24 protein-coding genes are annotated in these 25,816 nt (G+C 37.8%); 7 read left to right on the top strand and 17 right to left on the bottom strand.

The features are described from left to right. Positions 1-9 precede the first annotated feature (9 nt). The 9 genes from BUA16_RS04605 to BUA16_RS04565 all read right to left on the bottom strand — a co-directional run bounded on the left by BUA16_RS04605 (position 10) and on the right by BUA16_RS04565 (position 9,416). Entirely contained in the window at positions 10-1,263 is a 1,254-nt protein-coding gene (locus BUA16_RS04605; protein WP_072763473.1) for a dihydroorotase, read from the bottom strand. Next, complete coding sequence (locus BUA16_RS04600) at positions 1,260-3,182, bottom strand: BatA domain-containing protein (protein ID WP_072763589.1); 1,923 nt, start codon at positions 3,180-3,182, stop codon at positions 1,260-1,262. The genes BUA16_RS04605 and BUA16_RS04600 overlap by 4 nt, the downstream gene beginning before the upstream one ends. Before the next feature lie 139 nt (positions 3,183-3,321). Continuing rightward, the gene (locus BUA16_RS04595; RefSeq protein WP_072763472.1) at positions 3,322-4,329 is read right to left on the bottom strand and encodes a glycosyltransferase family 2 protein; all 1,008 of its coding nucleotides are present in this window, start codon (positions 4,327-4,329) and stop codon (positions 3,322-3,324) included. Between the two features lie 213 nt (positions 4,330-4,542). Beyond that, a complete protein-coding gene (locus tag BUA16_RS04590; RefSeq protein ID WP_072763471.1) occupies positions 4,543-5,232 on the bottom strand; it encodes an SGNH/GDSL hydrolase family protein in 690 nt (229 codons plus the stop codon). 52 nt (positions 5,233-5,284) lie between these two features. Beyond that, the gene (locus tag BUA16_RS04585) at positions 5,285-5,785 is read right to left on the bottom strand and encodes a hypothetical protein (protein WP_072763470.1); all 501 of its coding nucleotides are present in this window, start codon (positions 5,783-5,785) and stop codon (positions 5,285-5,287) included. Continuing rightward, positions 5,782-7,278 carry a S10 family peptidase gene (locus BUA16_RS04580; RefSeq protein ID WP_072763469.1) on the bottom strand — a complete coding sequence of 499 codons (1,497 nt, stop codon included), beginning with the start codon at positions 7,276-7,278 and terminating at the stop codon, positions 5,782-5,784. Before BUA16_RS04580 ends, BUA16_RS04585 begins: the two co-directional genes overlap by 4 nt. A gap of 154 nt (positions 7,279-7,432) precedes the next feature. Beyond that, positions 7,433-8,197 (bottom strand): TIGR02757 family protein, encoded by a 765-nt coding sequence (locus tag BUA16_RS04575; RefSeq protein ID WP_072763468.1) that lies wholly within the window; start codon positions 8,195-8,197, stop codon positions 7,433-7,435. Continuing rightward, positions 8,194-8,757 carry a CPBP family intramembrane glutamic endopeptidase gene (locus BUA16_RS04570; RefSeq protein WP_072763467.1) on the bottom strand — a complete coding sequence of 188 codons (564 nt, stop codon included), beginning with the start codon at positions 8,755-8,757 and terminating at the stop codon, positions 8,194-8,196. The genes BUA16_RS04575 and BUA16_RS04570 overlap by 4 nt, the downstream gene beginning before the upstream one ends. Beyond that, positions 8,757-9,416 (bottom strand): ABC transporter ATP-binding protein, encoded by a 660-nt coding sequence (locus BUA16_RS04565; RefSeq protein ID WP_072763466.1) that lies wholly within the window; start codon positions 9,414-9,416, stop codon positions 8,757-8,759. Before BUA16_RS04565 ends, BUA16_RS04570 begins: the two co-directional genes overlap by 1 nt. Positions 9,417-9,681: 265 nt before the next feature. On the opposite strand from BUA16_RS04565, the gene folE reads away from it, so the two are divergent. The 5 genes from folE to BUA16_RS04540 all read left to right on the top strand — a co-directional run bounded on the left by folE (position 9,682) and on the right by BUA16_RS04540 (position 13,452). Next, entirely contained in the window at positions 9,682-10,281 is a 600-nt protein-coding gene (gene folE, locus BUA16_RS04560) for a GTP cyclohydrolase I FolE (RefSeq protein WP_072763465.1), read from the top strand. Between the two features lie 164 nt (positions 10,282-10,445). Then, complete coding sequence (locus BUA16_RS04555; RefSeq protein ID WP_072763588.1) at positions 10,446-10,745, top strand: hypothetical protein; 300 nt, start codon at positions 10,446-10,448, stop codon at positions 10,743-10,745. A 109-nt stretch (positions 10,746-10,854) separates the two neighbouring features. After that, complete coding sequence (locus BUA16_RS04550) at positions 10,855-12,075, top strand: sulfite oxidase (RefSeq protein ID WP_072763587.1); 1,221 nt, start codon at positions 10,855-10,857, stop codon at positions 12,073-12,075. Further along, positions 12,076-12,558, top strand: coding sequence for a monoheme cytochrome C (locus tag BUA16_RS04545; protein ID WP_072763464.1), 483 nt, complete (start codon positions 12,076-12,078; stop codon positions 12,556-12,558). It begins immediately after the preceding gene. Between the two features lie 18 nt (positions 12,559-12,576). Next, a complete protein-coding gene (locus tag BUA16_RS04540) occupies positions 12,577-13,452 on the top strand; it encodes a sterol desaturase family protein (protein WP_072763463.1) in 876 nt (291 codons plus the stop codon). A gap of 20 nt (positions 13,453-13,472) precedes the next feature. Here the strand turns inward: BUA16_RS04540 and BUA16_RS04535 are convergent, their stop codons facing one another. From BUA16_RS04535 to BUA16_RS04500, 7 genes are all read right to left on the bottom strand, one after another. Next, on the bottom strand, positions 13,473-15,770 hold the full coding sequence (locus tag BUA16_RS04535) for a TonB-dependent receptor (RefSeq protein ID WP_072763462.1): 2,298 nt from the start codon (positions 15,768-15,770) through the stop codon (positions 13,473-13,475). Between the two features lie 426 nt (positions 15,771-16,196). After that, the gene (locus BUA16_RS04525) at positions 16,197-16,517 is read right to left on the bottom strand and encodes a DUF6787 family protein (RefSeq protein WP_072763460.1); all 321 of its coding nucleotides are present in this window, start codon (positions 16,515-16,517) and stop codon (positions 16,197-16,199) included. A gap of 32 nt (positions 16,518-16,549) precedes the next feature. Further along, entirely contained in the window at positions 16,550-17,008 is a 459-nt protein-coding gene (locus BUA16_RS04520; protein ID WP_072763586.1) for a DUF6146 family protein, read from the bottom strand. A 71-nt stretch (positions 17,009-17,079) separates the two neighbouring features. After that, positions 17,080-17,712, bottom strand: coding sequence for a DUF937 domain-containing protein (locus BUA16_RS04515; protein WP_072763459.1), 633 nt, complete (start codon positions 17,710-17,712; stop codon positions 17,080-17,082). A gap of 55 nt (positions 17,713-17,767) precedes the next feature. Further along, positions 17,768-18,718 carry a D-2-hydroxyacid dehydrogenase gene (locus tag BUA16_RS04510; protein ID WP_072763458.1) on the bottom strand — a complete coding sequence of 317 codons (951 nt, stop codon included), beginning with the start codon at positions 18,716-18,718 and terminating at the stop codon, positions 17,768-17,770. Positions 18,719-18,829: 111 nt separating this feature from the next. Beyond that, positions 18,830-19,894: a 3-phosphoserine/phosphohydroxythreonine transaminase gene (gene serC, locus BUA16_RS04505; protein ID WP_072763457.1), complete on the bottom strand. Its 1,065-nt coding sequence runs from the start codon at positions 19,892-19,894 to the stop codon at positions 18,830-18,832. 271 nt (positions 19,895-20,165) lie between these two features. After that, complete coding sequence (locus tag BUA16_RS04500; RefSeq protein WP_072763456.1) at positions 20,166-21,227, bottom strand: acyl-CoA reductase; 1,062 nt, start codon at positions 21,225-21,227, stop codon at positions 20,166-20,168. 66 nt (positions 21,228-21,293) lie between these two features. Between BUA16_RS04500 and BUA16_RS04495 the strand changes: the two genes are divergently transcribed. Beyond that, positions 21,294-21,644: a 4Fe-4S dicluster domain-containing protein gene (locus BUA16_RS04495; RefSeq protein ID WP_072763455.1), complete on the top strand. Its 351-nt coding sequence runs from the start codon at positions 21,294-21,296 to the stop codon at positions 21,642-21,644. An 83-nt stretch (positions 21,645-21,727) separates the two neighbouring features. Here BUA16_RS04495 and BUA16_RS04490 read toward each other — a convergent pair whose 3' ends face one another. Beyond that, positions 21,728-24,436 carry a TonB-dependent receptor gene (locus tag BUA16_RS04490; RefSeq protein WP_072763454.1) on the bottom strand — a complete coding sequence of 903 codons (2,709 nt, stop codon included), beginning with the start codon at positions 24,434-24,436 and terminating at the stop codon, positions 21,728-21,730. Between the two features lie 173 nt (positions 24,437-24,609). On the opposite strand from BUA16_RS04490, the gene ychF reads away from it, so the two are divergent. Next, entirely contained in the window at positions 24,610-25,704 is a 1,095-nt protein-coding gene (ychF, locus tag BUA16_RS04485) for a redox-regulated ATPase YchF (protein ID WP_072763453.1), read from the top strand. Positions 25,705-25,816: the final 112 nt, after the last annotated feature.

Raw genomic sequence — 25,816 nt, 5'->3', positions numbered from 1 at the left:
ATGTTAATTTTAAGAAATTAATTGTTTTTTGGCAATGCTGCCATATACTTTTCCTTTTAGGGTACTCCCTATAAAACAGCTGTTTTTAGAGGCTGAAAGGATGTGTTCAGTGTCTAAAGTAAATTCTGGTTCAGGATTAAAAAGGGTTAATGTTGCGCTTTCACCCACTTGTAGTTTTGGGGTAGGAATACCATAGCGTTCCCGTCCTTTGGTCAACAAGGAAATTAAGGTTTCCAAATCAAATAGTTGATTTAAAATGCCAAAGGCGGTTTCCAAGCCTATGGTACCGTCTTCGGCATTGTCGAATTCTACTCTTTTAAGCTCTATATCCATAGGCCTATGGTCTGTGGTAACGTAGTCGATGGTACCGTCTTGTAAACCTGCTATTAATGCCTTGCTGTCTTCTTTGGTGCGCAGAGGTGGCATCAACTTAAAATGAGAATCGAAACCTTCCAAAGAGGCATCGGTAAAATATAAATTGTGAATGGCAACACTGCAGCTGACGTCCAATCCTTTTTTCTTTGCTTCTGCTATAAGTTTTACTCCCTTGGCAGTAGATATGGTGGGAATATGTAATTTTCCACCGGTATATTCCAAAATATAAAGATCTCTCGCTATAAACAGCTCTTCGGCCAGGTGGGGGATACCTTTTAGCCCTAGTTTGGTAGATATCTCTCCTTCGCTGACAATTCCTTTTCCTGAAATTTGCTTGTCTAGTGGAAAGGAATGTACAAGGCCATTGAAGTTTTGGTTGTATTGCAAGGCAATCTTTAAAAGATTGGCATTTTTTAAAGGGTGTTTGTAATCGTAGAATCCTACCGCTCCGGCGTTCTTCATATCGTAGAGCTCTGCAAGAGCTTCTCCTTCCGCTCCTACAGTTAGGGCTCCTAAAGGATATAAGCTTGTAGCACTTTCTTTGGCTGCATTTTTTAAAAATACAATGTCCGAACTACTGTCTGGAACAGGGTTGGTATTAGGGTTTAGGACGATATCTGTAAATCCACTTTTTGCTGCCACGAATAGACCGTGTTTAATGGTCTCTCTTTCTTCATATCCAGGTTCTCCAAAACTAACGCTACTGTCAAACCAACCCGTGGAAACATGTAGGTTGTCCTTTTCAAGGATTTCAATATTTTCCCCTGTTTGGATATCAGTAGCGATTTCTGCAATTATTCCGTCCTTAATAAGAATATCGTGCTTTTTTAAATGGTATTCTTTGTTAGAAGGATCTACTATCTGTGCTTTTTTTATAAGTATGTTCATTTCAGGTATTTTTGGATAAGAACTTCGATAAGGATAAATGCTAAGGCTAAAATAACAAACCATTTCCAAAGCTCCGCGATGCTATTCTCTTTTTCTAATTGATCGAAGAAGCTAGCTATGGCGTTATTTTTAGTAGTAGCAGTAAGGTTTTTGAGGTCTATATAATTAAGTTGACTTTCTTTTCTAGAGGGATTAAAACTGATGTTTTGAATAGGCGTCTTGTCATTTGTAATGCTATAAATACCTGCTTTGGACAGGTCTTTGTCAAAAAAGAGAGTAGTTTTATTAGCAAAGGCTTGTTGCCTAGGAATATATTGTAATTGGTTATTGGTTACCGATAAGACATTATCCTTGATCAATACTATGGGAATATCAATGGTGGTGTTTTGCCCCAAAACTTCATAAATAGAAGGCAATTTTAAGCTGTTGACCCCTATTTGATAGAAGGTAGGAACAATTAAAGGCGATTTAGTTATATTAGAATATTCATCGGAAAGGGGCGATGTAAATAGATAATTACCATCTATTCCGCATAAAAAAGGCTCTTGGTTGGCATACGAAAGTATCTTCGGCAGTATTGATTTAAGCTTGTAATATTGTTCTACAGAAGGGTATTGGAAATTGTTGATTTCCTTATCGAATACATTGCGGTATAGGGGATGGGAAAAATTAATGTTGCTTATGATACGATGTTCGGAAACAAGAGAAGTAAAGGATGATCCCATTACCTGACTCAAGAAATTGTTATACTCTTTAAAATCGGTCTTAAAAGCAGGTACAAAAACCAGACTGCCGCCATTATTTTTATAGGTAATCAAAGCCGACTGAAGAGCACCGGGAATGTCTTGGAGCTCATTGACTATGATAAGGTTTTGCGCTCCCAAAACGCTATAGTTTAATGTTCTTATACTACTGTTTATATAATCAAATTCATCTTTAGAGAATATACGTTCAAGATAATTACTGTTGTCATCTCCTATGGACAATACCTTTATTTTTTCCTTTTTATTAATATTAAAATAAAGTTCATTGTCATATTGAAGGACTGGGTCCGAGATCTCTATGAGGCCATTTATGGATTCGTTTTGGGGCAAAGAAAAAGTAACCGAGGCCTTATTGTCAGCACCAAAAATAGCCGCTGTTTTCGCAATTAATTGTTTCTCATTAAACAAGGATACTGGGGTGCTTTTTATTTGACCATTACTCGATAAATGCCCTGTCAAGGTTATATTTTCGGAAGATGTATTAGAAATATAAGCAGTATCTATGGCGACATTAATATTGTTGTCAGGCGTAATTTGTATCAGATGGGTTTGGGTATTTCCGGGGTAATCTTTGCGTTTAGAAACCATGTTTGCTTGAAAATCCGAAATTATAACCAAATCGTTCACAGTCTCTAAACGGTCCTTGAAAAGGGTGTTTGCCTTTAAATAAACCTCCTCTAGGGATAATTGGTTTGCTGAATGGGAAAGAGATAGCAGGTTGTTTTTAATGTCTTTTATAAAAACCTTTCTAAACACCCCGTCATTGGTAAAAAGAGAAAATTCCTGATCCTCAGGAACGTGTTTTAAGATTTCTTGTACTGCATTTTCCAATAAAGTACCGTTGCTCAGCTTTGCCTGCATGCTAAAGGAGTTGTCTATGTAAAAGACCCTTTCTTTTTTCTTTAATGCCGTATTTTCGGCAAAAAAAGGTTGGGAAAACGCAAAGACCAAGGCGGTTATTAATAACATTCTAGTCATTAATAATAGCCATTTTTTTATGGATTTACTCCGTCTGGACTCCGAAATTATTTCTTGTAATAATTTGACGTTGGTAAAAGGAGTTTTCTTAAATCTACGTAACTGAACAAGGTGAATAAATATAGGAATCAGTAGCAGAAATAAGGCCCAAAGAAGTTCCGGATGTTTAAATAGCATTCCCATATTTAATTTCACAAATATAAGAAAAGTATTTAGGAAAAGGAATCAAAAAACGAAATGGATTTTCGGGTAAAAAACAATGACAAGAAGCTTTGACTAGCGTGTTTAACGCCAGATTCTTAGGGTTTGTCTACCCTTAGCAAAATAAAAAATAGTCCTCTGCCAAAAGCATATTCATTCCTTGAAGATGCTCCTTAATAAACTCTTGAGCTTCCTTATTGGCCACAGTAACGATTACTTGAGGACGATTGAGCTGGGGTAAATGCTTGTAGGATAACATGTGTTGGCCATAAATGATTTTCCCTATTTTTTGCTGATTATTGCACAGCCAGAAAAATGGCACTCCTTGTTCTACTAAGATCTTAGCAATGTTTTTTCCTTTTTTTCCGGCACCCCAAAGGACTAATGGTCTATTTTTATCATGATCGAGTTTTAAGAAATAGTGCATTTTTAGGTCCAAAAAATAATTTTGGGCATAATGTTCACTAGTACGGGAGGTTCTGTCTTGGTAATCGCGCCAATAATGAAGAACATTTTCTGAAGGGATACACTTAAATTGTTTTTCATAAAAGCGAAAAGCAAGGTCATAGTCTTCGGGGTATTGGTCGGGAGTAAAGGCTTTTGCCTTATCCAAATCGCTTCTGTGCACCATCCAACAGGGAGAGGGTATTACGCATTCTTTGTATATTTCTGAAAAATTCGTTCCTTTTTCACTTAGACGGTTTAACCACTTTTCATAACTTTTATACCCATTGGAGACCCCTTCTTTAGAGAAATAAGAAACTTTTCCTAAGGCCACATGCCCAAGACCGTTTTTTAATAGGGCAGTGGTCATGAGCTGCAGTTTGTTGGGAGTCATCATATCATCAGAATCCATGCGGGTAATAAGGGAGCCGTTACTCTTGCTATAGGCTGTTCTTAGCGCGTGAATGATCCCTTGGCCTTCATTTTGTAAAACGGTAATTCTTGAATCATGGTTGGCATAATGGTCCATAATTTGGCAACTATTGTCGTCGGACCCGTCATTGACTGCCAGAACTTCCCAGTTTTGATAGGTTTGATCTATAATAGAGGAGATACATTCTGAAAGGAACTCTTCAGTGTTTTTAAAAGGAATTAGGACGCTAACTTTCGGATTTTGCATGCTTACAAAATTAACCAATGATTATTAAATGAGGTCACTCTGGACAAAGAGAATATAAAAGGGCGAGGTTTTAATTTGTAAATACTTTTATGTAAGTGTTTTTATTGTCAAGGGAGTGGATGGACTTCTAGGGGTGCGGATGGCTGGGGAAGAGAAAACTCTGCTTTTATTTGTCCGGTTTTTAATAGAATTAAATATCGGAGATTTTATTCCTTATTGCGATAAGGCTTTATCAATTGCTTTTTGAGCCAAGGGAGCCATTATTTTATAGCCTTCAATATTAGGATGCACCCCATCTTCCGAATATTTTTTTGGCAATCCATTGCAATCATCGACCAGGGCAGAAAAATAATCGAGGTATACCATGTTGTTTTCTTCGCTGTAATTTTTAAGGTACCGATTTAATTTAGCAATTTTTTCTACCGGTTCAAGTCCGGGTTTCCAAGGGTAATCAAAAACAGGGAGTACGGACGAAAGTACTACTTTAATCCCATTAGCCTTGGCCAATTCGGCCATGGAGACAATATTGTCCTGTATCATTTCTACAGTAGCCGGACCGGTATTTCCGGCAATATCATTGGTACCGGCCAAAATCACCACAACAGCAGGGTGTAGGTTGATAACATCTTGCCTAAACCGCACCAGCATCTGAGGTGTGGTTTGTCCGCTGATGCCTCTATTGATATAGGGAGTGTCTTGGAAAAAATCGGGCTGCATTTGCAACCAGCCTATGGTAATAGAATTCCCCATAAAAACCACCCTGTTTTCGCCCTCTTTTGGAAGCCCGATTTTTTTATTGTCTTTTTTAAAGTGATGCAGTGCCGGCCAATCTTGAGCCATAATTGTTTGTATGTTCAATAAAAGAAAAAGGAGGGCGCATAAATTGATCGTATTAAACTTCATATCTTAGCTTGTGTTGGATTATGATGTGTTGGCTGGTTTTTAAAACAAGTGTTTAGGGGAGCGTTTCTTCGTTTTTCATAAACAATTCTTCGTGATCTTTTTTTAATTTTAAATCGCTCATTACTTTTAACTTAGTTGGTCTTTGAGACCATAAATACAAAAGCAGCAATACGGATATTACAAGGTAAAAAACGTTATGTATCCTCGAAAAAGCGATGAGACTAAAAATAGCGGCACCCTCAATAAATGCATATTTTATGATGGAGGCCGAAGAATAACGACTTAATATTGACTTTAAAGATGCCTTCGGATCAATGGCATCCAATTGTTTTTTAAATATTAAATTACCACCAAAATAACCAATCATAGCTACTAGTGGGATTATAATTCTGTAAATATCTTCGGTGTCTTGAAACCCAAAAATAAGGGCATCACTACTATAGTAGACCGCTACAAGGATAATAAAAACTCCCGTTGTCAATACTGCATGTAATACGGTCATAGTCCGCATAAAGCTTTTGGGAGTCTGGGGTTTATGAGTGTCTGAATTCATTCGTATTTTGCAGGTTTTCCGTTTGTTAATGTGTTTTGAATAAAGATTCTAATATCGTCATTTGCTTGTTTTAAGTCTTCTTTTCGCAAGTACATCATGTGTCCGCTTCGGTATCCTTTAAAACTAAACCGATCTTTAAGTCTACCGCTAGGATCTACCTGCCACATACTGTATTTACTGTTGAAATAGGTTGTAGCCCCGTCATAATATCCCGCCTGATATAAGACGTGTAAATAAGGGTTCTGTGCCATCGCTTGGCGCAAATTGTCCAAAGTATTATCATTTTCATTGTTCCAGGGGTGAACATTTCCGAACATATTGTACTTAACGTCGGTTTTAAACTTCAATTCTTCCTGTAAATAATAATTAATGGCAGGAGTAAAAGAATGAAGCCAAGAGGTAAGCTCGGCACTATAATCGGGCGAGTTCCCTGCGAGCTGTCTATCGATCCCCAGGTAACGCGAGTCTAAACGACCAATGTTATAACCTCCTTTGTTTCTAAGAAGTGCTTTCCAGAAATATTTTGTCGGTACCGATAAATTATGTTCCAAAATTTCCTTTGTACTCAATCCGGAAAAACGAGCCATTTTGGTGGCTACTTCGTTTTTTTCTTCTTCCGAAATAAATCCGCCCTTTGCAAGGGCCGGGATTAGGGTATTAATGGTATAGGCTTCAGATTCTGGCAAAATCTCAGACAGATCCTTCTCTTGAAGGTCAGGGTTTAATGCCTTGTGATACCAGGCAGCGGCAGTAAAATAAGGTAAATTTAGGGCTTCGGATACTGGTCCGCCAGTGCGGAGTACCTTATAGTCTGCTGGGGACACCATAATTACCCCATTTAAATACATCCATTGCTGATTTTGTAAAGCAAGGGCAAGACCGGCTACACGGGTACCCCCATAACTTTCACCAATAATATATTTGGGCGATTGCCAACGGTTGTTTCTGGTAACAAAAGTATTAAGCCATTCTGCCAAATATTTTATATCGGCATTGATACCAAAGAATTTACTGCGATCTACATCTTTCCCGCTTTCTGGAATGGTTCTAGAATAGCCAGTGTTTACAGGATTCACATACACAATATCTGCGATGTCCAGAATGGTAAAAGGGTTTTCTTTTATACCGTACGGCTGAACCGGGTATCCCTCATCGTCAATATTTAAAATCCTGGGGCCTGTATAAGCTAACTGCATCCAAACAGAAGCAGAACCTGGTCCGCCATTAAAGGAAATCAACAAAGGTCTTTCTGCTCGATTCTTTATGTTGTCTCGGGTATAATAGGTGTAGTTTAAGGTCGCTATAGGAGCACCCAATTCGTCCCAAAGCGGCAACATTCCTGTTTGGGCGGTGTAGGAAAAAGAAGTTCCATTGGCGGTAACGCTATGTTTGGTGACAACGATAGTGTCTGTTGGGATTTTACGTTCCTGGGCTCCAATAGCTCCGAATATCATTATAAAAGCAAGTAGTAATAGGGAATTCTTTTTAATCATTATTTATCTATGTTAGTGTCCGTTTAAAAATAGGAAATTAATTATAGGATATAAACTTTATGTATGTTTTAAGTAGCCATATGTTAGTGCCGGATATTTTTATTAGAAGCTATGCTGTTGTATTAGTTGTTTTTTCAACGACAGAAAAACGCTATTAGAATTTCTCAAACACTCCCAATCCAAATAAGGCAAAATCGTATTTTACAGGGTCCATGGGATCTAATTTCCGAAGATTTGCGTCCAATTCGGCCAAGGCCTTGCCATCGTTCTGTTTTCTTTTGATCAGGCCTAATTTTCGGGCCACATTGCCCGAGTGAACGTCCAAAGGACATGATAATTGAGCAGGGGAAAGCTTTTTCCAAATACCAAAATCTACCCCTGTCGTATTATCTCTGACCATCCATCTTAAAAACATGTTGATACGTTTTGCTGCCGAGCCTTTTAAAGGGTCCGAGATGTGTTTGGTAGTTCTGGCAGGATGTGGGATTTCAAAAAATACGGATTTAAAACTAGAAATTGCGGCTTGCAATGGCAAGGTATCCGTTGCTTTGGAAAAAACATCCTCCAGGCCATGGTGATGCTTGTATATATTTTTTAAGCTGCGAACAAAAAAGGTCAGGTCATCTCCATTAAAGGTGCGATGGACAAAACCTTGCAGTTTTTCCAAATCACTGGCTTCATGGTTCATTATAAAATCATAGGGAGAAGAATCCATCAACTCCATCATTTTATTAGCATTGGTAATAATACTCTTTCGATTGCCCCAAGCAATGGTAGCGGTTAAAAATCCGCTTATTTCTATATCCTCCTTAATGGAAAACAGGTGGGGAATTTGAATAGGGTCCGATTGTAAAAACTCGGGGAGATTATATTGAATTACCTTGGCGTCTAAAAATTCTTTTAACTCTTTTTTGGTCATTCCAAAGAAATATTAAATAGTTTTAAAATGATTATAGGTCCCAAAAAGATAGCGTTGTAGCTGGCATGTAGGAGGATGGCCCATAATAACCCTAATTTTATTCGGATATACGCTAAGAATACCCCTAGTATTATTTGTGGTGCCGAAAGCAATGGTCCAAGGATAAAAATTTCCTTGGAAAATTGAAAGTTGAATAAATGTACAGCTCCAAATAAAAGTACGGAAAGATATAGGAAATGCCTAAAATATTTTTTGTCTTTAAATAATATAAGAGGACCTCTAAATATAGCTTCTTCTAGTACAGGGGCTAGGATAGCAACGGAAAAAAATATTCCTAGGGCCGATTTTTTAGCCATAAACAGATCGCTGGCATGTACTCCTAGGTCAATATTTAACAGCTTTAGCAGGGATTGATTGAAAAGACCAATCGCAACACCGAACATAGCGCCTAGTATCAGTAAGTTAGCGAACAGATGAGCTTTGGCGGAACTAGTAGGCTGCCCTAGTTTGATATAAGAAGGAGACCATATGAAATTCCAAACATTATGAAGTACGTTCATTATTGTATAACACCATCTACCATGGTAAGCTTTCTATCGGCCATATTTGCTAATTCCTCATTGTGGGTAACGATAACAAAGGTTTGACCAAATTTATCCCTTAAATCAAAAAATAATTTATGTAGTTTATCTGCGCTTTCAGAATCTAAATTACCACTGGGTTCATCAGCAAAAACAACGGCCGGGTTATTTACCAAGGCCCGAGCAACGGCAACTCTTTGTTGTTCACCTCCTGAAAGCTCAGTAGGTTTGTGATTAATTCGGTGCGACAATCCCAAAAAACCCAATAATTCTGTGGCTCTGGCTTCGGCATCATTTTTAGAGGTTCCCTTAATGAAAGCAGGGATACAAACGTTTTCCAAGGCAGTAAATTCTGGCAATAATTGATGAAATTGAAAAATAAATCCAATATTTTTATTTCTAAATTTGGCCAGCTCCTTCTCTGATAATCTGGTTACATCCTCTTTGTTGATTTTTAACTCTCCATCATCCTTATTCGTCAACACATCCAAAGTGCCCAGTATTTGTAATAGGGTTGTTTTCCCTGCGCCAGACGGGCCAACAATAGAGACAACCTCTCCTTTTTGAATATGCACATCGACACCTTTTAGAACTTGAAGGTTTCCGTAGAATTTCTTAATATTATTTGCCTTGATCATTCATCAATAATTATGGGCTGAAAGTAAACATAACCACCAAGAATACAAAATAAGAAGGAGGTTAAGGGAAAAAAATGGATAAGGGCGTAATTTAGAAAATGAATATAAAACACCCTATATTGGGGTGTTTTCTTATTAATTTACCAAGTATTTAACACAGTTGGCGGTTAAAAACTGTCAACGGGTTAAAATTAAATATTAATTTAGATTTTTTAAATAAAAGTGGTCGATAAAAGCGGCACAAAAACAAAATACACATAAGTTTATGGCACCATACAAGAGTTTGGAAGAGTATAATTTAGAAATTACGGACGAAGTTAAAAACCGTTACTCCTCCATAATTAATGAAATAGGAGAAGACGTATCGAGGGAGGGTCTCCTTAAAACGCCAGAAAGGGCAGCCAAGGCCATGTTGTTTTTAACCCAAGGATACAAACAAGATGCGGTAGAAATATTGGAAGGAGCCTTGTTTAAGGAATCCTATGATGATATGGTTATTATAAAGGATATAGAACTTTATTCGCTCTGTGAGCATCATATGTTGCCTTTTTTTGGAAAAGCTCATATTGCTTATATTCCTGATGGTCAAATTGTTGGTTTAAGTAAGATACCGCGAGTAGTCGATGTTTTTGCAAGAAGGTTACAGGTGCAGGAAAGGTTAACTCACGACATCTTAGAGTGTTTAAACAATACTTTGAAACCTAAAGGAGTAGCTGTAGTGATAGAGGCCTCCCATATGTGTATGATGATGAGAGGGGTGCAGAAGCAAAATTCTGTTACTACTACATCTGGTTTTCGCGGGCAATTTGAAAAGATAGAGACAAGGAATGAGTTTTTAAAATTAATCAGTGCCAAGCTTTCCTAAAAAAAAGCTTGTTTAACACATTTTAAAAATATAGAAAGGATACAGGAGATTTTAAAGAACGATATAAAAGTAGAATCAAAAATAAATAGCGTAAAACCATTTTATACAGGGGCTTATGTTTGTTTATTACAATAGGGGATTCCGAGAATTTTAAATTATCAATTATGGCGGTGGAAAGGGGTGATAAAATTAGAGACTTATTTTTAGGTCTTCTTTTTGATGGAATAGGAATGCTTTCTTTTGTTATTCCTGGAATAGGGGAATTTTCGGATATTGTTTGGGCTCCTGTTTCGGCTTGGCTGATGACTCGTCTTTATAAAGGTAAAATTGGTAAAGTTGCAGGAGTTGTAAATTTTATAGAGGAAATAGTTCCAGGCTTTGATATAATACCATCGTTTACCTTAATGTGGTTATATACCTATGTGTTTAGTCCTTCCGAAAAAAAATCAGTGACCACCAAATAAGGAAAGACTTTGGTTTGGTGGATTTATAATAAGTTTTATCGTTAATAGCGCCTTAAGGACGCAATAATCCCTCATGATTTTAGGGGTTAGTTTAATTTATGATCAATTAATGAAAAGAAGAAATTTTGTTAGAAGCTCTGTTTTGGGGTCTCTGGCCAGTATTTTAGGAGCCGAAATTGTTTATGGTGCAACAATGCCAGAAAATTATATCCCCTTAGGGATGCAGGACCCAGATCCGTTCGCTTTGTTTAATAAGGACAAGGAAATGTTGGTTTTAAATAGTAAGCCATGGAATATGGAAGCTCTGGCGCATTTACTAGATGATAAAATCACCCCCAATAAGTTTATGTTTGTCAGAAACAATGGGTTGGTTCCTGAAAACATAAATATTAAAGAATGGGCGTTAACTATTGACGGGGAATCCGTAAAACAAAAAAAAACGTATACACTTGAAGAGTTAAAAAACAATTTTAAACAGCACACCTACCAACTCACCTTGGAGTGCGGTGGTAATGGCCGTAAAGAATTTGATCCTCCTGCCAAAGGAAATCAATGGGATGTTGGTGCTGTTGCTTGTCCGTCATGGACAGGAGTGCGGCTAAAGGATGTTCTTGAAGATGTAGGGATTAAGGCTGATGCAGTCTATATTGGATACCATGCCATTGATGAGCATTTGAGCAGGGATCCTTCAAAAAAACCTATCTCAAGGGGAGTGCCAATTGGCAAGGCTATGCAAGAAGAGACCTTGTTGGCTTTTAAAATGAATGGCGAGGACATCCCTTTGGTACATGGATATCCTTTGCGTTTGGTTTGTGGGGGATGGCCAGCTTCAACCTCGGGAAAATGGATACAAGGGATAAGTGTAAGAAATATTGTCCACGATGGTGAAAAAATGACCGGATCTTCTTATAAAGTTCCCAAAAATCCAGTAGCACCAGGAGAAAGTGTAAAGGATGAAGATATGCGCATCATAGAATCTATGCCGGTAAAATCCCTAATTACCTATCCAAAATCGGGTGCGGTATTACCTTTGGACAAGAAATTAAATATTAGAGGTCATGCTTGGGCAGGGGAGTTAGAAGTTTCCAAGGTGTCCTATTCTATAGATTTTGGTGCCACTTGGTCCGAATGTGGTTTGGAAAAACCAGTAAACAGGTTGGCATGGCAACATTTTAAGGCCAGTATTTCTTTTCCAAAACCTGGTTATTACGAAGTATGGGTGAAGGCAACCGATGCTAAGGGGGTTAGTCAGCCTATGTTATTGCCTGGATGGAACCCAAAAGGGTATTTAAACAATGCTTGCCACCGCATAGCCGTAAAAATCAGCTAAATGGAAAAGGAACGGAGTTTTAAAAACAACGTAAAAGAGCTTTATAAGCAGCTTTTGGTTTTATGCGGTATAGTTTTCTTATTTGCCTTTATTGGGATCACCTATATGGTGTCTCCTGAGTCTTTATTACTGGCTAGCGATACTCCCAAAGTGGAAATCACAAGTATAGACCCGGAGCAGGACGATTGGGATAAGGTAGAGAATGGAATTCATTTAAGAACAGGATTGAAGGAAGCAGAAGGGTATATGGCAGTGGTAAACAATTGCACTAACTGTCATTCGGCGCAATTGGTCATGCAAAACAGGATGAACGAAGAAAGGTGGATTGCAACCATCCGATGGATGCAGGAAACCCAAAATTTATGGGATTTAGGTGAAAATGAAGCTGTAATCGTCAACTATCTGGTAACCAATTATCCTGTTATCAGTAAAGGCAGGAGAGAATCTTTGTCTAATATTGAATGGTACGAGTTAAAGGAGTAACAATAATTAATTAAAATTTTGGAAAAGTATTTACAGGCATTTTCGAATGCCTTTATGGGAACTGTAAATTGGACAGGGAAGTCTATTGTTTTTGATGTTCCTTGGTATTCAAATTATTTCTGGGGCCTAATCATAATATCTTTAATAGTATGGGGCATGGAAATCTTGTTTCCTTGGCGAAAAGAACAATCTATTTTCCGGAAAGATTTTTGGTTAGATGGTTTCTATATGTTTTTTAATTTTTTCCTTTTCGCAATTGCGATCAGTGGGTTTTATAAGGTTATAGGGCTGCTATTTAACGATTTTGGGATTGATAAAAGCAGTCTAACTCTTTTAAATCTCTCGGAACTCCCTAATTGGGGGCAATTGTTAGTGTTTTTTTTGGTCTTAGATTTTGTGCAATGGTTTACTCATGTGCTTTTGCATACCTATCCTGTCTTGTGGAAATTTCATCAAATACACCACAGTGTCAAGGAAATGGGATTTGCCGCACATTTGCGATATCATTGGATGGAAAATATATTTTACAAGCCGTTAAAAACGTTTGGAGTCATGATTTTAGGAGGCTTTGAGCCCGGGCAGGCTTTTATGGTTCACTTTTTTGCGATTACCATCGGCCATTTAAACCATGCTAATATTAAAATAACGTGGGGACCATTAAAGTACTTGCTAAACAATCCAGTAATGCATTTGTATCATCATGCCTATAAATTGCCAAAAGGAAAAAATGGGGTTAATTACGGTATTAGCCTTAGTTTGTGGGACTATATTTTTAAAACCAATTACATTCCTGAAGATAGTGGAAAGCTGCAACTGGGATTCGAAGGTGATGAAAAAATCCCAAATTCCTTTTTAAAACAAATTACCTATGGCTTAAGTAAGCATAGGCCATAGGTAGTTTGTTTTTTAAATTTTTATAAAAGAATATTTACCCCTATAGAAACCGATCTTCCCATATTTGGGATGCCATCGGGTTTTAGGCGCGAAAGATGACTAATATAGCGTTTGTCTAAAATATTATTTGCGCTGATATTGATCTTCATAGATTTTTTTAGAAATTTCACTTCACTTCCGAACCCGGCATTTAAAAGGGAATATCCGGGACTTACCGTTTCGTAAACGTTTACTTTTCCTTGTTTAAAGGTCGTGTTTAACGTAACGTACGCATTGGTGTTTAACCACCAAGGGTGCTCGTTCACAAATTCGACCCTAAAGGTGTTGGTCAAATTATTGGCCGGAATTAAAGGTAAGTGCTCTCCGTTGTTTAGTTCACCATATACCGTTTGGTAGCTACTTTCTATATGCAACCAATCGTAGGGATGTGGGTGTAAATGAAAACCGATTTCCCCTCCGTAGAGCGTCGCATTTTCTTGTAGGTAGTTGTATACAACATTTTCGTTTATAAAAGTGCCATCGGGAGCGATAAAGATATAATTCGTGATGGTATTGTAAAATCCATTTAGAAAAAATTCGAAATGTTCATTCTTAAATTCCAAGGCCAAATCGAATTGTATATTTTGTTCATTTTTTAAATCCGGATTTCCAATTTCAAATCTATTGGCGCCTTCATGGCTACCGTAAGAGGTTAGTTCCGCTAAATTAGGGGCTCTAAATCCTGTAGCGATATTGAAACGGGTGGTGAATTGTTCCGAAATATTATTTTTATAGCCAAAAGCGCCATTAAAGCTATTGAAGCTACGGTTCAATGCAGGGATATGTCCTTCTTCTCCCAATTCTCCATAGGCCTTTCCGGCTATATTTCTATGGTCGTAGCGAAAGCCTAATTGAAAATCGTTGTTTTCGTTAAGATGAAAATGCGTTGTACCTAAAACACCAATATCATTGGTAACAGCATCAGGAATTAATATCTCTTCTCCAAAATTGGTATTGGATTGATGTATTCCTTGAGCGCCAATAATGGTTTCAAACTTATTCCATTTTGGTAGGTGGTATTGTATATCGTAAGTAAAAGTGTTGAGTTTCATATGTAAAGCAGCCTCCATATGTTCCTCTTCGTCATGGTCGTCAGTTGTAGTGTGCTCTTCATGGTGGTCATGCTCATCCTCATGTTCCTCATGATGATGGTGGTCTTCAAATTCTTTCCGATCATTGCCTACATATCCTAGTGTGATGTCTAAATTTGAGTCTTTAAAGAAAATCTTGGTTTTAGAGCTTAAAATATGGTTGTTGATTTTTTGATACGGCAGTTCTGGTGTTCTAGAGGTGGTTTGTGTGCTAATAGTCTCGGGAATTCCTAAGTTAGACTGGTTATAGTTATATCTAATTTCACTTTTGAAGGAAGTGGCTTGATAGCCCAGACCCATTTTTAGGTCTTTTTCGTTAAATCTAGAATTGGTAACTCTATTCCCGTCTCCAGCTTTATAGTCTACATGGTTGATGGTTGCTGCTCGAGCCAAGAACTTAAATCTATCTCCAGACGATTTTACACCCACATTGCTCGTTATTCCTTGAGTATTGGTGTTGTAGTCCAGGTTTAGATCGCCTTCGGTAGTATTTAAAATTGCAAACTTTTCTGGGTTTAAATAAAGTACACCTCCCATGGCATCGGAGCCATAGAGTAGGGATGCGGGGCCTTTAATAACCTCAACGCTTTCTATTCCGGCTTCATTAACGCCAAGACCGTGTTCTGCACCAAACTGTTGGTTTTCTAATCGTATACCCTGGGTGTAGACTAAAACCCTGTTAGATGTTAATCCTCTAATTACAGGTTTTCCGATTCCAATACCCGTAGAAACCATATCTACGCCAGGAATGGTTCCAATACCTTCGATTAGGGTAGGGGCTCCTTTTGATTTTAGCGCTGCGATTTTTGCAAACTCTACCTTCATAACGTTTTCACTCTGTAGCTTGTGGAAAGGGGTAGATACAATAACCTCCTCCATCTCAATAGCACTTGGATACAGCCTAAAATCTAAGGTGTTCCTTCCTTTTTTTATGGTTATGGTTTGGGAAAATGTCTGAAAACCAATATAAGAGGCTACGATATTGTAAGTGCCTTCGGGTAAATCATTGATTCGGTAGTGTCCATTGTCATTGGAAATACCGCCTTGTTCTAATTGGGGGAAATAAATGGCTACCTGCTCTAGGGGTTCATTTGTAGTCTTGTCTAGGGCTGTTCCTTCTAAAAAATTTTGTGCATGCGTTGCCACGGTTGTCAAAATGCAAAGCATTGACAAGAATAATTTTTTCATAACTTGAAACTTAAAAATAAATGTAAATGATTTTAAATGAGTGTGTTATGAAAACTTTGGCGGACCTCTTCTAGAGAAATGTAGTTTTTGGTATTTACTTAGAAAGTGATAGAAGTTAATGATTTTGGTTGTTTTTTCAACGGCCAAATAATTAGTAATTTCCTGAAAAGGCCATATGTAGTAATGGGTAATTGTTAAGGTATCAAAATCACATTCAAATTCTATCTCATGAATATGTAAACTTCCTTTTTCCTTACAAACAAAATTCTGGTGTTCATATAAAGCATGCTGTATCTTTAGTATTGTAGGCACACTGATAGCGGCCAACAATAAGATAGCAACAATTGAAAAAATATATTTTTTTAATTTAAAATTCACGTGAATAAATAACAGGCCTAATGCATAATTTTATAGACAAGGGAATGTTTATTTTAAAAGAAATCCGAGTCCTAATCTTGCTAACATCTTTTTTTCGAAGGCCCAAAAGAATTTAAACTGACCAAAAAACCATCCGTAAATAACTAACAGAATCTGGTATATTGGAAAAATCAGCAATATCCTAAAGGTTAGGTAAAGGAGTCCTCCCCAAATAAAATCGGGAGAAAAATTATGACGGTCTAATCCAATCCATGCAAGAAAAGGTTTCGCTGCAAACACAGCTGAAGAACCGGTAATTGAAAACACCATAAAGATAACGGCCAATTGCAAATTAGAGGTAACGCCCCATCGCTCTTTTAATTTCTTCATAAATCTTATAAAATCGGAAGCAAATATAAGTTTTATATACGAGGAACAAAAGGACCAAGGCGTTGATTATATTTTCTCTGAAAGTAAATGAAGTAATTATAGAGCTTATAATTTACTTCATAACCATAATCTATTTGTGGATTATAGTCGATTTGCATCTCGTAAAGGTTAGGGTCGTATCTAAAAGGTTGTAAAACTCTTGAATTCCATTCGATCACGTATAAATGATTTCGGTTTTCCAAAAACGATTGGGAATAATAGCCTTCGGGTTTTGCGATGCTTTGCAGCCAAAAATCAAATCCAGGTTCTATGATAATTATTTGATAGGAGGTTTTCTCGTCTGCAATTGCAATGGTATCTCCTTGGGTTTTGGAAAAGGCAGCTTTCTCTTCGTCCGTAACGGTAATAGCTTGTTTAGTACTATTACAGCTGGCGAGAGAAAAAATCATCGTTAAAACAAAAATACCGCTTGCTTTTATCCAAGTTTTCATATCCAAAAGATACAAAAAAAATGCCAATTGGGAAACAAATGGCATTTCTAAAATATCGTTAAAAGAGACGTTTATTTTCCAAAAAGACCTTCCATTAATCCACCTAATCCATCTTTCTTTTTCTTAGACCCTAGCACCATTCCGGCTACATCGTCCAAAACACTTCCATCCCCATCGGCATCCAATAAGGAATTGATCAGGCTTTGGTTTTGAGATGATTGTCCACTCAAGAGGTTTCCAAGTAATCCGGTAAGGCCGTTGGCGTCATTGACATTGGACTGATTCTTGTTCTTAGCCAAGTAAGCCATTAATAATGGAGCTGCAATTTTAAGAATCTCTGCAATGGTGCTGGTGTTCATTCCAGATTGTTTGCTTAAGGCATTTTCGACCGTACTTTGTTTGTTGCCAAATACATGTCCAAGTATTCCGGCCCCATCCTTCTTGAGCGAATCATTGACTCCGCCGCTGAACACTTGGCCTATATTGTCCCATTGGCTCCCGTCATGGTTCTTATTTAAAGCGCTCATTAAACTTTGTGCTCCACTTGGAGAGCTTGCGTTTTTTTTCATGGCACCCATGATCAACGGTAGGGCCACGGCTAAAACTTCGGCGGTTTTACCTTCGGGTTGTCCTGTTTGTGAGGCAACTCCACTGACCAGTTGCTGGCCAGTGGAACTGCTTAGTAAATCTAATAATCCTGACATAATATGTGGAATTAATGTTTTTTACAAGTTACAAAAAAGAGCCTTCCAATGAACATTAATTAAAAATAGTAATGATCTGGGAGGCAAGTTCCAGCCCAATTCTATCCTGGGCTTCGGCAGTAGAAGCACCAATATGAGGGGTTAGGGAAATATCTGGGTGCATTAGAATCCTTATTTCTGGATTGGGTTCCGTTTCAAAAACATCCAAACCGGCAAAGGCAACTTTTCCGCTTTCAAGGGCATCTACAAGGGCAACTTCATCCAAAACTCCACCACGGGCAGCATTTACAATACCCACACCTGGCTTCATCAAGTCAAATTCTTTTTTACCGATTAGGTAACTGTTTTGTGCCGGGACATGGAGGCTTATAAAATCGGATGATTTTAAGAGCATTTCCAAAGAAGTGCTTTTTAAGCTAAAAGAAACAGATTGACCATCAAAAAAAGGAACCGTTACGGTTGTTTCTTGTAATACAGGATCAACAAATTGTACTTTCATGCCTATTCCTAAGGCTATTTTTGCGGTTTCGCTTCCAATTCTTCCAAAACCGATGATTCCTAAGGTTTTTCCTCTTAATTCGGCCCCTTTGGCGTAGGCTTGTTTCAGTTTTTTAAAATTACTATCTCCTTCTAGAGGCATGTTTCTATTGGCATCGTGTAAAAAGCGTACTCCGCTAAACAAATGCGCAAAAACTAATTCTGCTACGGAAGATGAGGAAGCTGCCGGGGTGTTGATAACATGCAGGCCTTTGGACTTGGCGTATTCTACTTCTATATTATCCATACCAACGCCTCCACGACCAATAATCTTAAGTGTCGGACAGTTGTCCAATACCTCTTTTGTGACTTTTGTAGCGCTACGTACCAATAAAACTGAAACCTGTTGGTCGTTGATGTATTTTGCTAATTGCTCTTGGGCAACATTTACTTCCAGGACTTCAAAGCCTGCTTTATTAAGGGCTTCTTGTCCGCTTTTAGATATTCCGTCGTTTGCTAATACTTTCATAGGTCGTGGCCTTTTTGTTCTTTCGGTTTAACTTGAAAAAAGGCGTTTTTATTATTATATATTTTACTTTTTATGGCTCGTTCAAGCAGTTGTCATAGGATGAAAAACAAATTATCCTTTTCGCTCTAACTCGCTCATGATATCTACCAAAACACCAACGCTCTCCAACGATAGGGCGTTGTACATAGAAGCTCTATAGCCACCTACAGATCTATGACCGTTTAAACCGTTAATGCCCCCTTCCTTACACATTCCTTCGAACTCTTCTTTTAGCTTGTTCTCCGTAAGATTAAAGGTTGCGTTCATAATGGAACGGTCTTCTTTTTTTGCGTAGCCCTTAAACATTGGATTTAGGTCTATTTCCGAATATAACAACTGTGCTTTTTTGTTATTTATTTTCTCTATAGCCGGTATACCGCCTATGTTTTGCAACCACTCTAGGGTTAGCATAGAGACGTAGATAGGGAAAACAGCAGGTGTGTTAAACATGCTTTCTTTTTCTATTTGCAATTGGTAATTTAGGATAGAAGGTATTTTTCTGGTCACCTTTCCTAAGATATCTTCTTTAACGACCACTAAAGTAGTACCGGCGGGGCCCATGTTTTTTTGTGCACCTGCATAGATTAAATCAAATTGTGAGAAATCTAATTGTCTTGAAAAGATATCCGAACTCATATCGCATATTAGAGGCACATTTCCCTTAGGGAATGATTTCATCTGTGTCCCGTAAATAGTGTTATTGGAAGTTATGTGAAGGTAATCGAGGTCATTTGGTACCGAAAAATCTTTCGGAATATAATTGTATCCCTTATCCTTGGAAGATGCAACTTCTACTACATCGCCAAAAAGCTTCGCTTCTTTAATAGCGTTATTGCTCCATGTCCCTGTATTTAGATAACCTGCTTTTTTCTCCAACAGATTATAAGCAACCATTAAAAATTGCATGCTGGCACCTCCATGAAGAAATAACGCCTGGTATCCTTTTCCTTTTAGGCCTAGATGATCTAAAGCTAGTGATCTTGCGTTTTCCATTACTGCTACAAAATCCTTGCTTCTGTGTGAAATTTCTATTAGGGAAAGTCCAGAACCATTAAAATCTAAAACGGCTTCAGAAGCTTTCATCATTACTTCTTGTGGTAAAATGCAGGGTCCTGCGCTAAAATTATGCTTTTTCATTACTTTCTGTTTATTATTAAAAATAACTCCTTAGTGTATATCGGTATTCTATAGTTATTAAGCCATATAATACTGTTATGTCGTCCTTGTCACTATTGGAGTTTTGTTATTTGTTCTTTTTGTTGTTTTCTATGGAAAGAATTCTTTTGTACATCTTATGTATTATGACCTTTTTAAAAATGTTATAATCGGTTAATAACGCTATAATCTTTCTAGGATTTAAGGTGATAAATTTATAAGGATGTGTCTAAATAAAAAAGGTATTTTTAAATTATGTTTTTATTAAAAATTCCACGGTGTCTATGTTATCTGCATAGTCTTTTAAAGAAGGCTTTTGTGTGTGGCCAAATTTAACTTCATCTTTTAAAACACCATCAGCTACGATGCATTGCAATCTATCACTATTAGCTGTTAGTTTATTTTTTAGTTCTTCTAAAGAATCGTAGTATTCATAAAATAAAGTAGCTATAGGAGAGGCGTAATTAGTATCTTCCTTGAGCATTAAAAAACCGTTGTCCAGAATTTTGTATTCACTCATTAAATAGACGGCTTTATTGTAGTCGTAATTATTAGAGAATTTAGCTTGGTCTAAAATGTCCTTATAGCTGTAAATAGCCTCATAAAGTTGATCAAAATTATAGTCTCTAGGAACAAATATTTTTGAAATACTTCTGCAACCTAAGCCATAATATCTAAAAATATCCTCTCCTAAGGCAGTCAGTTGTTCTTTGGTCTCGTTGTTGGTAAGGACCGCAACGGAGTTCCTGCTTTTTCGGATAAGGTTAGGTTTTTTACTAAAGTAGTGTTCAAAATAACGCGATGTGTTATTGCTTCCGGTAGCTATGACCGCGTCAAAAGCGTCTAATTTTCCGTCTGTAAAATCAATTTTGTCCTTGAAGGTCGGTTCTATTTCTATCAAGTATTGGGCTACACAGGGCAATAATACGCTGTCATTGGACGACAATTTTATTAATATTCTGTTTCCTGTTATCAAGGTGCTTAAAAAGTCATGAAAACCTACCAAGGGAATATTTCCGGCCATTACAATAGCAACGGTTTTTGGTTGATTTTTCTCTATCTCATAGGTAGAAAGCCATTCTTCCAGATTTTCAGCAGTCAATTGCTCGGCCCAACTTTTAAGACTATAAAGAATATTCTCTTTAGTAAACCAGCCGTTTTTATGTCCAGATAAGGTTATAGCTTCGTCAAATTTTTGAAACCATGATTGTTGATTGCTGTTTATTTCGGTATTATTCTTTGAATATTCGTAATATTCTTGAAAAAAACTTCCAAGTTTAACAAAAGAGTTTGATATATGTGTAAGGTCTGTCATTATATTTGTAAAAGATTTTATTAGGCTTTACCTTTGTGCAAAAGTAAGCATTAGAAATAAAAAAATATGGCAATTATAATAACAGATGAGTGTATAAATTGTGGGGCATGTGAACCTGAGTGTCCAAATACTGCAATTTATGAAGGTGCAGATGATTGGCGTTATAGTGATGGTACTTCACTAAAAGGCAAGGTAGTCTTACCTGATGGCAAAGAAGTCGATGCTGATGAGTCGCAAGAGCCAGTCAGTGATGAGATTTACTACATAGTACCAGATAAGTGTACGGAATGTCAAGGATTTCACGAGGAGCCGCAGTGTGCTGCGGTCTGTCCGGTAGACTGTTGCGTGCCCGATGATGATAATGTAGAGACCGAGGAGGTTCTTTTAGGAAAGCAACGTTTTATGCATCCGGAATAGGTAAAACCTTATTTCGTATCCTGATCAATAAAAAGACAAAACCCGCCAATTGCGGGTTTTGTCTTTTTTTGAAAACATATAGTTTAAAATTTAAAATTCAATCTCCCAAAGATATAGGTGCCGTCCGATCCCATTTGTACAGAGTCGGCCAAGCCTCCTTGGTCTGTCCAGCCATCAAATTGTGAAGTAGGGTAAGTGTTGAATAGGTTATTGGCACCTACTGTGAACTTAAGGTTGCTATTGAGCTGGTATCCCACGCTGGCATCGGTTACCATTTTTGCTTTGTAAATATCCGTGGCAACAGGAAATAAGGCGTCAGCCTCAGCTTGGGTGGTAGCAGGTGTTTCTACCCATTGAAAATCTTGCAAAGTAACTTCACTGAATTGCGTTAGACTAAGGTTGGCATCGAATTTTTCGGAAGAATACCTCATATTTAAGCCAAATTTATAATCTGGCGCGGCGGCTTTTAAATAAGCTTGGGAAAAGGGACCGAAAAAGGTAAACTGGTTGAGGTTGCCATTATGGATCTCTTTAATTTTAAGATCGTTGATGTTTCCGATAAGTCCTACCTTTATTTTTCCAGCATCGCCTACCCAAGTTTCATAAGAGAGCACCATGTCGATACCGGAGGTTCTTGTGTCTACCCCATTGGCGAAAAATTGGGCAGCGTCTACCTTTAAGGGACCTAAAACAGCTTGATCGGTAAAGTTATCTGTTAAAATAATTCTGTCTTTAACAGTAATAGAGTAGGCATCTATAGTAGCGGTAAACCCTTTTTTTCTATAAGTAAAACCTAAACTAGCATTGAAAGCCTTCTCCTCGTTTAATTGGCCTATTCCAAAAGCCTTAGTAACAGTACTGTTGTTAGCAGATAATAGGGACGGGACAGATTCTCCTGCTACAATATTGTTGAAAATCAGGTTGTAATATAGCTGTGCTAAAGAAGGGGCTCTAAAACCAGTAGAGATGGAGCCTCTTATAGATAAATCGTTGTTGATTTTATATCTACTAGCCAATTTGAAGTTGAAGGTATTTCCAAAATCACTGTAATCTTCGAAACGCAAGGCTCCGGCAACCATAAAGTTGTCTGTAATATTTAATTCTGAATCTACATATATACCGTAATTAGATCTGCTTCTATCTACCTCGTTATCCGGACTATAGCCGGGAAATCCTTGTGAGCCTCCGGGTAGGTCTTGACCGTTTCCGTCGGTGGCAACGGTTTGTGAAGCGGGATTGCTAATAGGAGTTCCGTTGTTGTCGTACAAGGCGTAAGAGGATTCTTCTCCGGCAAAAATTCCGAAATTTTCAGTTCTATATTCCAAACCATAAGCGATATTAAGTCCGGAAGCAATATCTTCAAAATATTTATTGAATTCCAGTCCAGTAGTGTTCATTGCTAAAAAGTGGCCTCCAGCATCAAAATCCGTTGGAGATGCTTCCTTCATGGAAGCGTTGTTGCTTTCCTTGATGTAATAGTGAAAATTGTTTTTACCGTAAGTGTTGTTAAAATCTACATTCCATCCGTTTTCCATTTCATGTCGGATGCCTGCTGATACAGATACATCGGTAATCAGAGAAGTAATTCTAGGTGTAAATCCATCCGGGTACAAGCTAGGTACTGTTCTGTTGTCCGAGGCATCGGCATCACCTTGAATATAAGCGTCTCTAGAAAAGGCGTAAGCGTCTGTGTCTCTAAAGTTTCGCCCCCCAAAGGCGTACACTTCTGTTTTATCTCCAACAGGAACCGCAGAATTTATCATAAAGTTAAATCCGTCTACGGCAGCGCTACCGTATCCTTTTCGCCAAGAAAATCCTGGCCTTAAGGTTTTTTCTTTAGAAAGCAATTCTGTTGTAATATTTACAAAACCACCGTTTTCTCCTAGGGGCATACCGTAATTAGCATCGATTTTTGTTGTGATGCCATCGAAATTCCTGCTTTTTCCGTCCAATCTATTTTTGCCCTCTACATTGTAAAGGGTTTCTCCTGATTCTTCGGCCCAGCCTTCGCCTATTGCAGTACTGTTTCCGCCATAAGTAATACCGCCAGTGAATCCTTGACTATTATCTTTAAGAACAATATTGATAACCCCAGCAATAGCATCGGACCCGTATTGTGCAGAAGCTCCATCGCGTAAAACTTCTATTCTTTTAATAGCAGAGGAGGGGATGGCATTTAGGTCTGTACCTGAGTTTCCTCGACCTCGAGTACCAAAAATATTTACCAAGGAAGATTGGTGGCGTCTTTTTCCGTTAATAAGTACCAGGGTCTGGTCTGGCCCTAGTCCCCTTAAAGAAGCCGGGACAATATGATCGGCTCCGTCCGATCCTGATTGTTTGCTGGCATTAAAGGAAGGGGCTGCGTATTGAAGAATGTCATTTACCTCGACTTTACCTGTGGTAGTGGCTATGTCGGCAACATCGAGTACATCGATTGGGACAGCAGTGTCCGTGGCTGTTCTTTTAGAGCTTCTGGAGCCGACGACCTGTACTTCGGATAAAAGCATTCCTTCTGTCAGGGTAATATTAATTATCGGGTTTCCATTGACAATTTTTTCCGTGGTATTGTAGCCAATGTAGCTAAAAATAAGGGTAGCGTTTTTGGCTACAGAAATTTGATACTTGCCATCGAAGTCAGTGGCCGTACCATTGGTAGTGCCCTTTTCTACAATATTGACACCTGCTAGCGCCTGTCCGCTATCATCTACGACTGTTCCTGTCACTGTAAGCTGACCTAGTAGTGTGTTGAGGTGAAATAAAAATGCCAAAGATAAAAAACATGATAGTTTCATAATTAGTCGTTTAGGTTTTGGTTTCTTTAAATTTACGTAAATAATCTTTTAAAAAATTTATCATAATTAATTTGTATTAGAAAATGGACTTAAATAGTATCTTTGTAGCTGTTTTAAACAGCCAGAGCATGGGAATATTTTTAAATAATTCTGGCGTATAATTATAATTGATAATGAAAGCAGGTATCGTAGGATTGCCCAATGTAGGTAAATCAACACTTTTTAATTGTTTGTCTAATGCAAAAGCGCAAAGTGCCAATTTTCCTTTTTGCACCATAGAACCTAATATCGGCGTTGTAAATGTGCCGGATACAAGATTACAGAAGCTAGAGGAGTTGGTTAATCCGGAGCGGGTTTTGCCAGCTACTGTAGAGATCGTGGATATTGCAGGACTTGTGAAAGGAGCAAGTAAAGGAGAAGGGTTAGGGAATCAATTTTTGGGGAACATCCGTGAAACTGACGCTATTTTGCATGTGCTTCGTTGTTTTGACAATGATAATATTGTGCATGTTGACGGTTCTGTAAATCCTATCAGGGATAAAGAAACCATTGATATGGAATTGCAGTTAAAAGATTTGGAAACTGTTGATAAAAAGCTAGAAAAAGTAAAGCGTGCGGCTAAAACAGGAAATAAAGAGGCTCAGAAAGAAGAGGCGGTACTTTTAAAATTAAAACAAGGTCTAGAAGCTGGTGTTTCTGTTAGAGCTATTGAGTTTAGTGAAGATGAGCACGCCGAATTTGTAAAGCCATTGCAGTTTATTACGGATAAACCGGTAATGTATGTTTGTAATGTCGATGAAGATGCCGCTACCACTGGAAATGTTTATGTAGAACAGGTAAAAGAAGCTGTTGCCAAGGAAAATGCCGAGGTAATCTTTTTGGCTGTGGGGACAGAGGCAGATATTACGGAGTTGGAAAGTTATGAGGAGCGTCAAATGTTTTTAGAAGACCTAGGTTTAACGGAGCCAGGATCGGCAAAATTAATCAGGGGAGCTTATAAGTTGTTGAATTTAGAAACATATTTTACTGCAGGTGTAAAAGAAGTAAGAGCATGGACGATTCCTGTAGGAGCGACCGCGCCTCAGGCAGCTGGAGTGATCCATACCGATTTTGAAAAGGGATTTATACGTGCAGAAGTTATTGCTTATTCTGATTTTGTAAGTTTCGGAAGTGAATCTAAAGTTAAGGAAGCTGGAAAAATGCGTGTAGAAGGCAAGGAGTATATTGTTAAAGATGGTGATGTGATGCATTTTAGATTTAATGTGTAGTTTTTCTTGTTTTGTTCTTTCTTTATTTATAGGAAGAAAGTATAGTGTATCTTTATAGAATTTTATATTAAACGTTTTACGGTATTTTTAAGACTGTAAGGCGTTTAATTTT

This window comes from Arenibacter nanhaiticus, from assembly GCF_900141935.1.
GTDB classification, from domain to species: Bacteria; Bacteroidota; Bacteroidia; order Flavobacteriales; family Flavobacteriaceae; genus Arenibacter; species Arenibacter nanhaiticus.
This window is presented reverse-complemented; position numbering and strand designations above follow the sequence as displayed.

What these genes read in the sequence shown, in the direction of transcription:
- BUA16_RS04580 (WP_072763469.1), bottom strand. Translation starts at nt 7,278, where the DNA reads ATGATTAAAAAGAATTCCCTATTACTACTTGCTTTTATAATGATATTC.
- BUA16_RS04555 (WP_072763588.1), top strand. Translation starts at nt 10,446, where the DNA reads ATGGCGGTGGAAAGGGGTGATAAAATTAGAGACTTATTTTTAGGTCTT.
- BUA16_RS04590 (WP_072763471.1), bottom strand. Translation starts at nt 5,232, where the DNA reads ATGAAGTTTAATACGATCAATTTATGCGCCCTCCTTTTTCTTTTATTG.
- BUA16_RS04605 (WP_072763473.1), bottom strand. Translation starts at nt 1,263, where the DNA reads ATGAACATACTTATAAAAAAAGCACAGATAGTAGATCCTTCTAACAAA.
- BUA16_RS04565 (WP_072763466.1), bottom strand. Translation starts at nt 9,416, where the DNA reads ATGATCAAGGCAAATAATATTAAGAAATTCTACGGAAACCTTCAAGTT.
- BUA16_RS04510 (WP_072763458.1), bottom strand. Translation starts at nt 18,718, where the DNA reads ATGAAAGTATTAGCAAACGACGGAATATCTAAAAGCGGACAAGAAGCC.
- BUA16_RS04525 (WP_072763460.1), bottom strand. Translation starts at nt 16,517, where the DNA reads ATGAAGAAATTAAAAGAGCGATGGGGCGTTACCTCTAATTTGCAATTG.
- BUA16_RS04570 (WP_072763467.1), bottom strand. Translation starts at nt 8,757, where the DNA reads ATGAACGTACTTCATAATGTTTGGAATTTCATATGGTCTCCTTCTTAT.
- BUA16_RS04500 (WP_072763456.1), bottom strand. Translation starts at nt 21,227, where the DNA reads ATGACAGACCTTACACATATATCAAACTCTTTTGTTAAACTTGGAAGT.
- folE (WP_072763465.1), top strand. Translation starts at nt 9,682, where the DNA reads ATGGCACCATACAAGAGTTTGGAAGAGTATAATTTAGAAATTACGGAC.
- BUA16_RS04595 (WP_072763472.1), bottom strand. Translation starts at nt 4,329, where the DNA reads ATGCAAAATCCGAAAGTTAGCGTCCTAATTCCTTTTAAAAACACTGAA.
- BUA16_RS04490 (WP_072763454.1), bottom strand. Translation starts at nt 24,436, where the DNA reads ATGAAACTATCATGTTTTTTATCTTTGGCATTTTTATTTCACCTCAAC.
- BUA16_RS04550 (WP_072763587.1), top strand. Translation starts at nt 10,855, where the DNA reads ATGAAAAGAAGAAATTTTGTTAGAAGCTCTGTTTTGGGGTCTCTGGCC.
- BUA16_RS04535 (WP_072763462.1), bottom strand. Translation starts at nt 15,770, where the DNA reads ATGAAAAAATTATTCTTGTCAATGCTTTGCATTTTGACAACCGTGGCA.
- BUA16_RS04495 (WP_072763455.1), top strand. Translation starts at nt 21,294, where the DNA reads ATGGCAATTATAATAACAGATGAGTGTATAAATTGTGGGGCATGTGAA.
- BUA16_RS04520 (WP_072763586.1), bottom strand. Translation starts at nt 17,008, where the DNA reads ATGAAAACTTGGATAAAAGCAAGCGGTATTTTTGTTTTAACGATGATT.
- BUA16_RS04585 (WP_072763470.1), bottom strand. Translation starts at nt 5,785, where the DNA reads ATGAATTCAGACACTCATAAACCCCAGACTCCCAAAAGCTTTATGCGG.
- BUA16_RS04545 (WP_072763464.1), top strand. Translation starts at nt 12,076, where the DNA reads ATGGAAAAGGAACGGAGTTTTAAAAACAACGTAAAAGAGCTTTATAAG.
- BUA16_RS04515 (WP_072763459.1), bottom strand. Translation starts at nt 17,712, where the DNA reads ATGTCAGGATTATTAGATTTACTAAGCAGTTCCACTGGCCAGCAACTG.
- BUA16_RS04575 (WP_072763468.1), bottom strand. Translation starts at nt 8,197, where the DNA reads ATGACCAAAAAAGAGTTAAAAGAATTTTTAGACGCCAAGGTAATTCAA.
- BUA16_RS04600 (WP_072763589.1), bottom strand. Translation starts at nt 3,182, where the DNA reads ATGCTATTTAAACATCCGGAACTTCTTTGGGCCTTATTTCTGCTACTG.
- serC (WP_072763457.1), bottom strand. Translation starts at nt 19,894, where the DNA reads ATGAAAAAGCATAATTTTAGCGCAGGACCCTGCATTTTACCACAAGAA.
- ychF (WP_072763453.1), top strand. Translation starts at nt 24,610, where the DNA reads ATGAAAGCAGGTATCGTAGGATTGCCCAATGTAGGTAAATCAACACTT.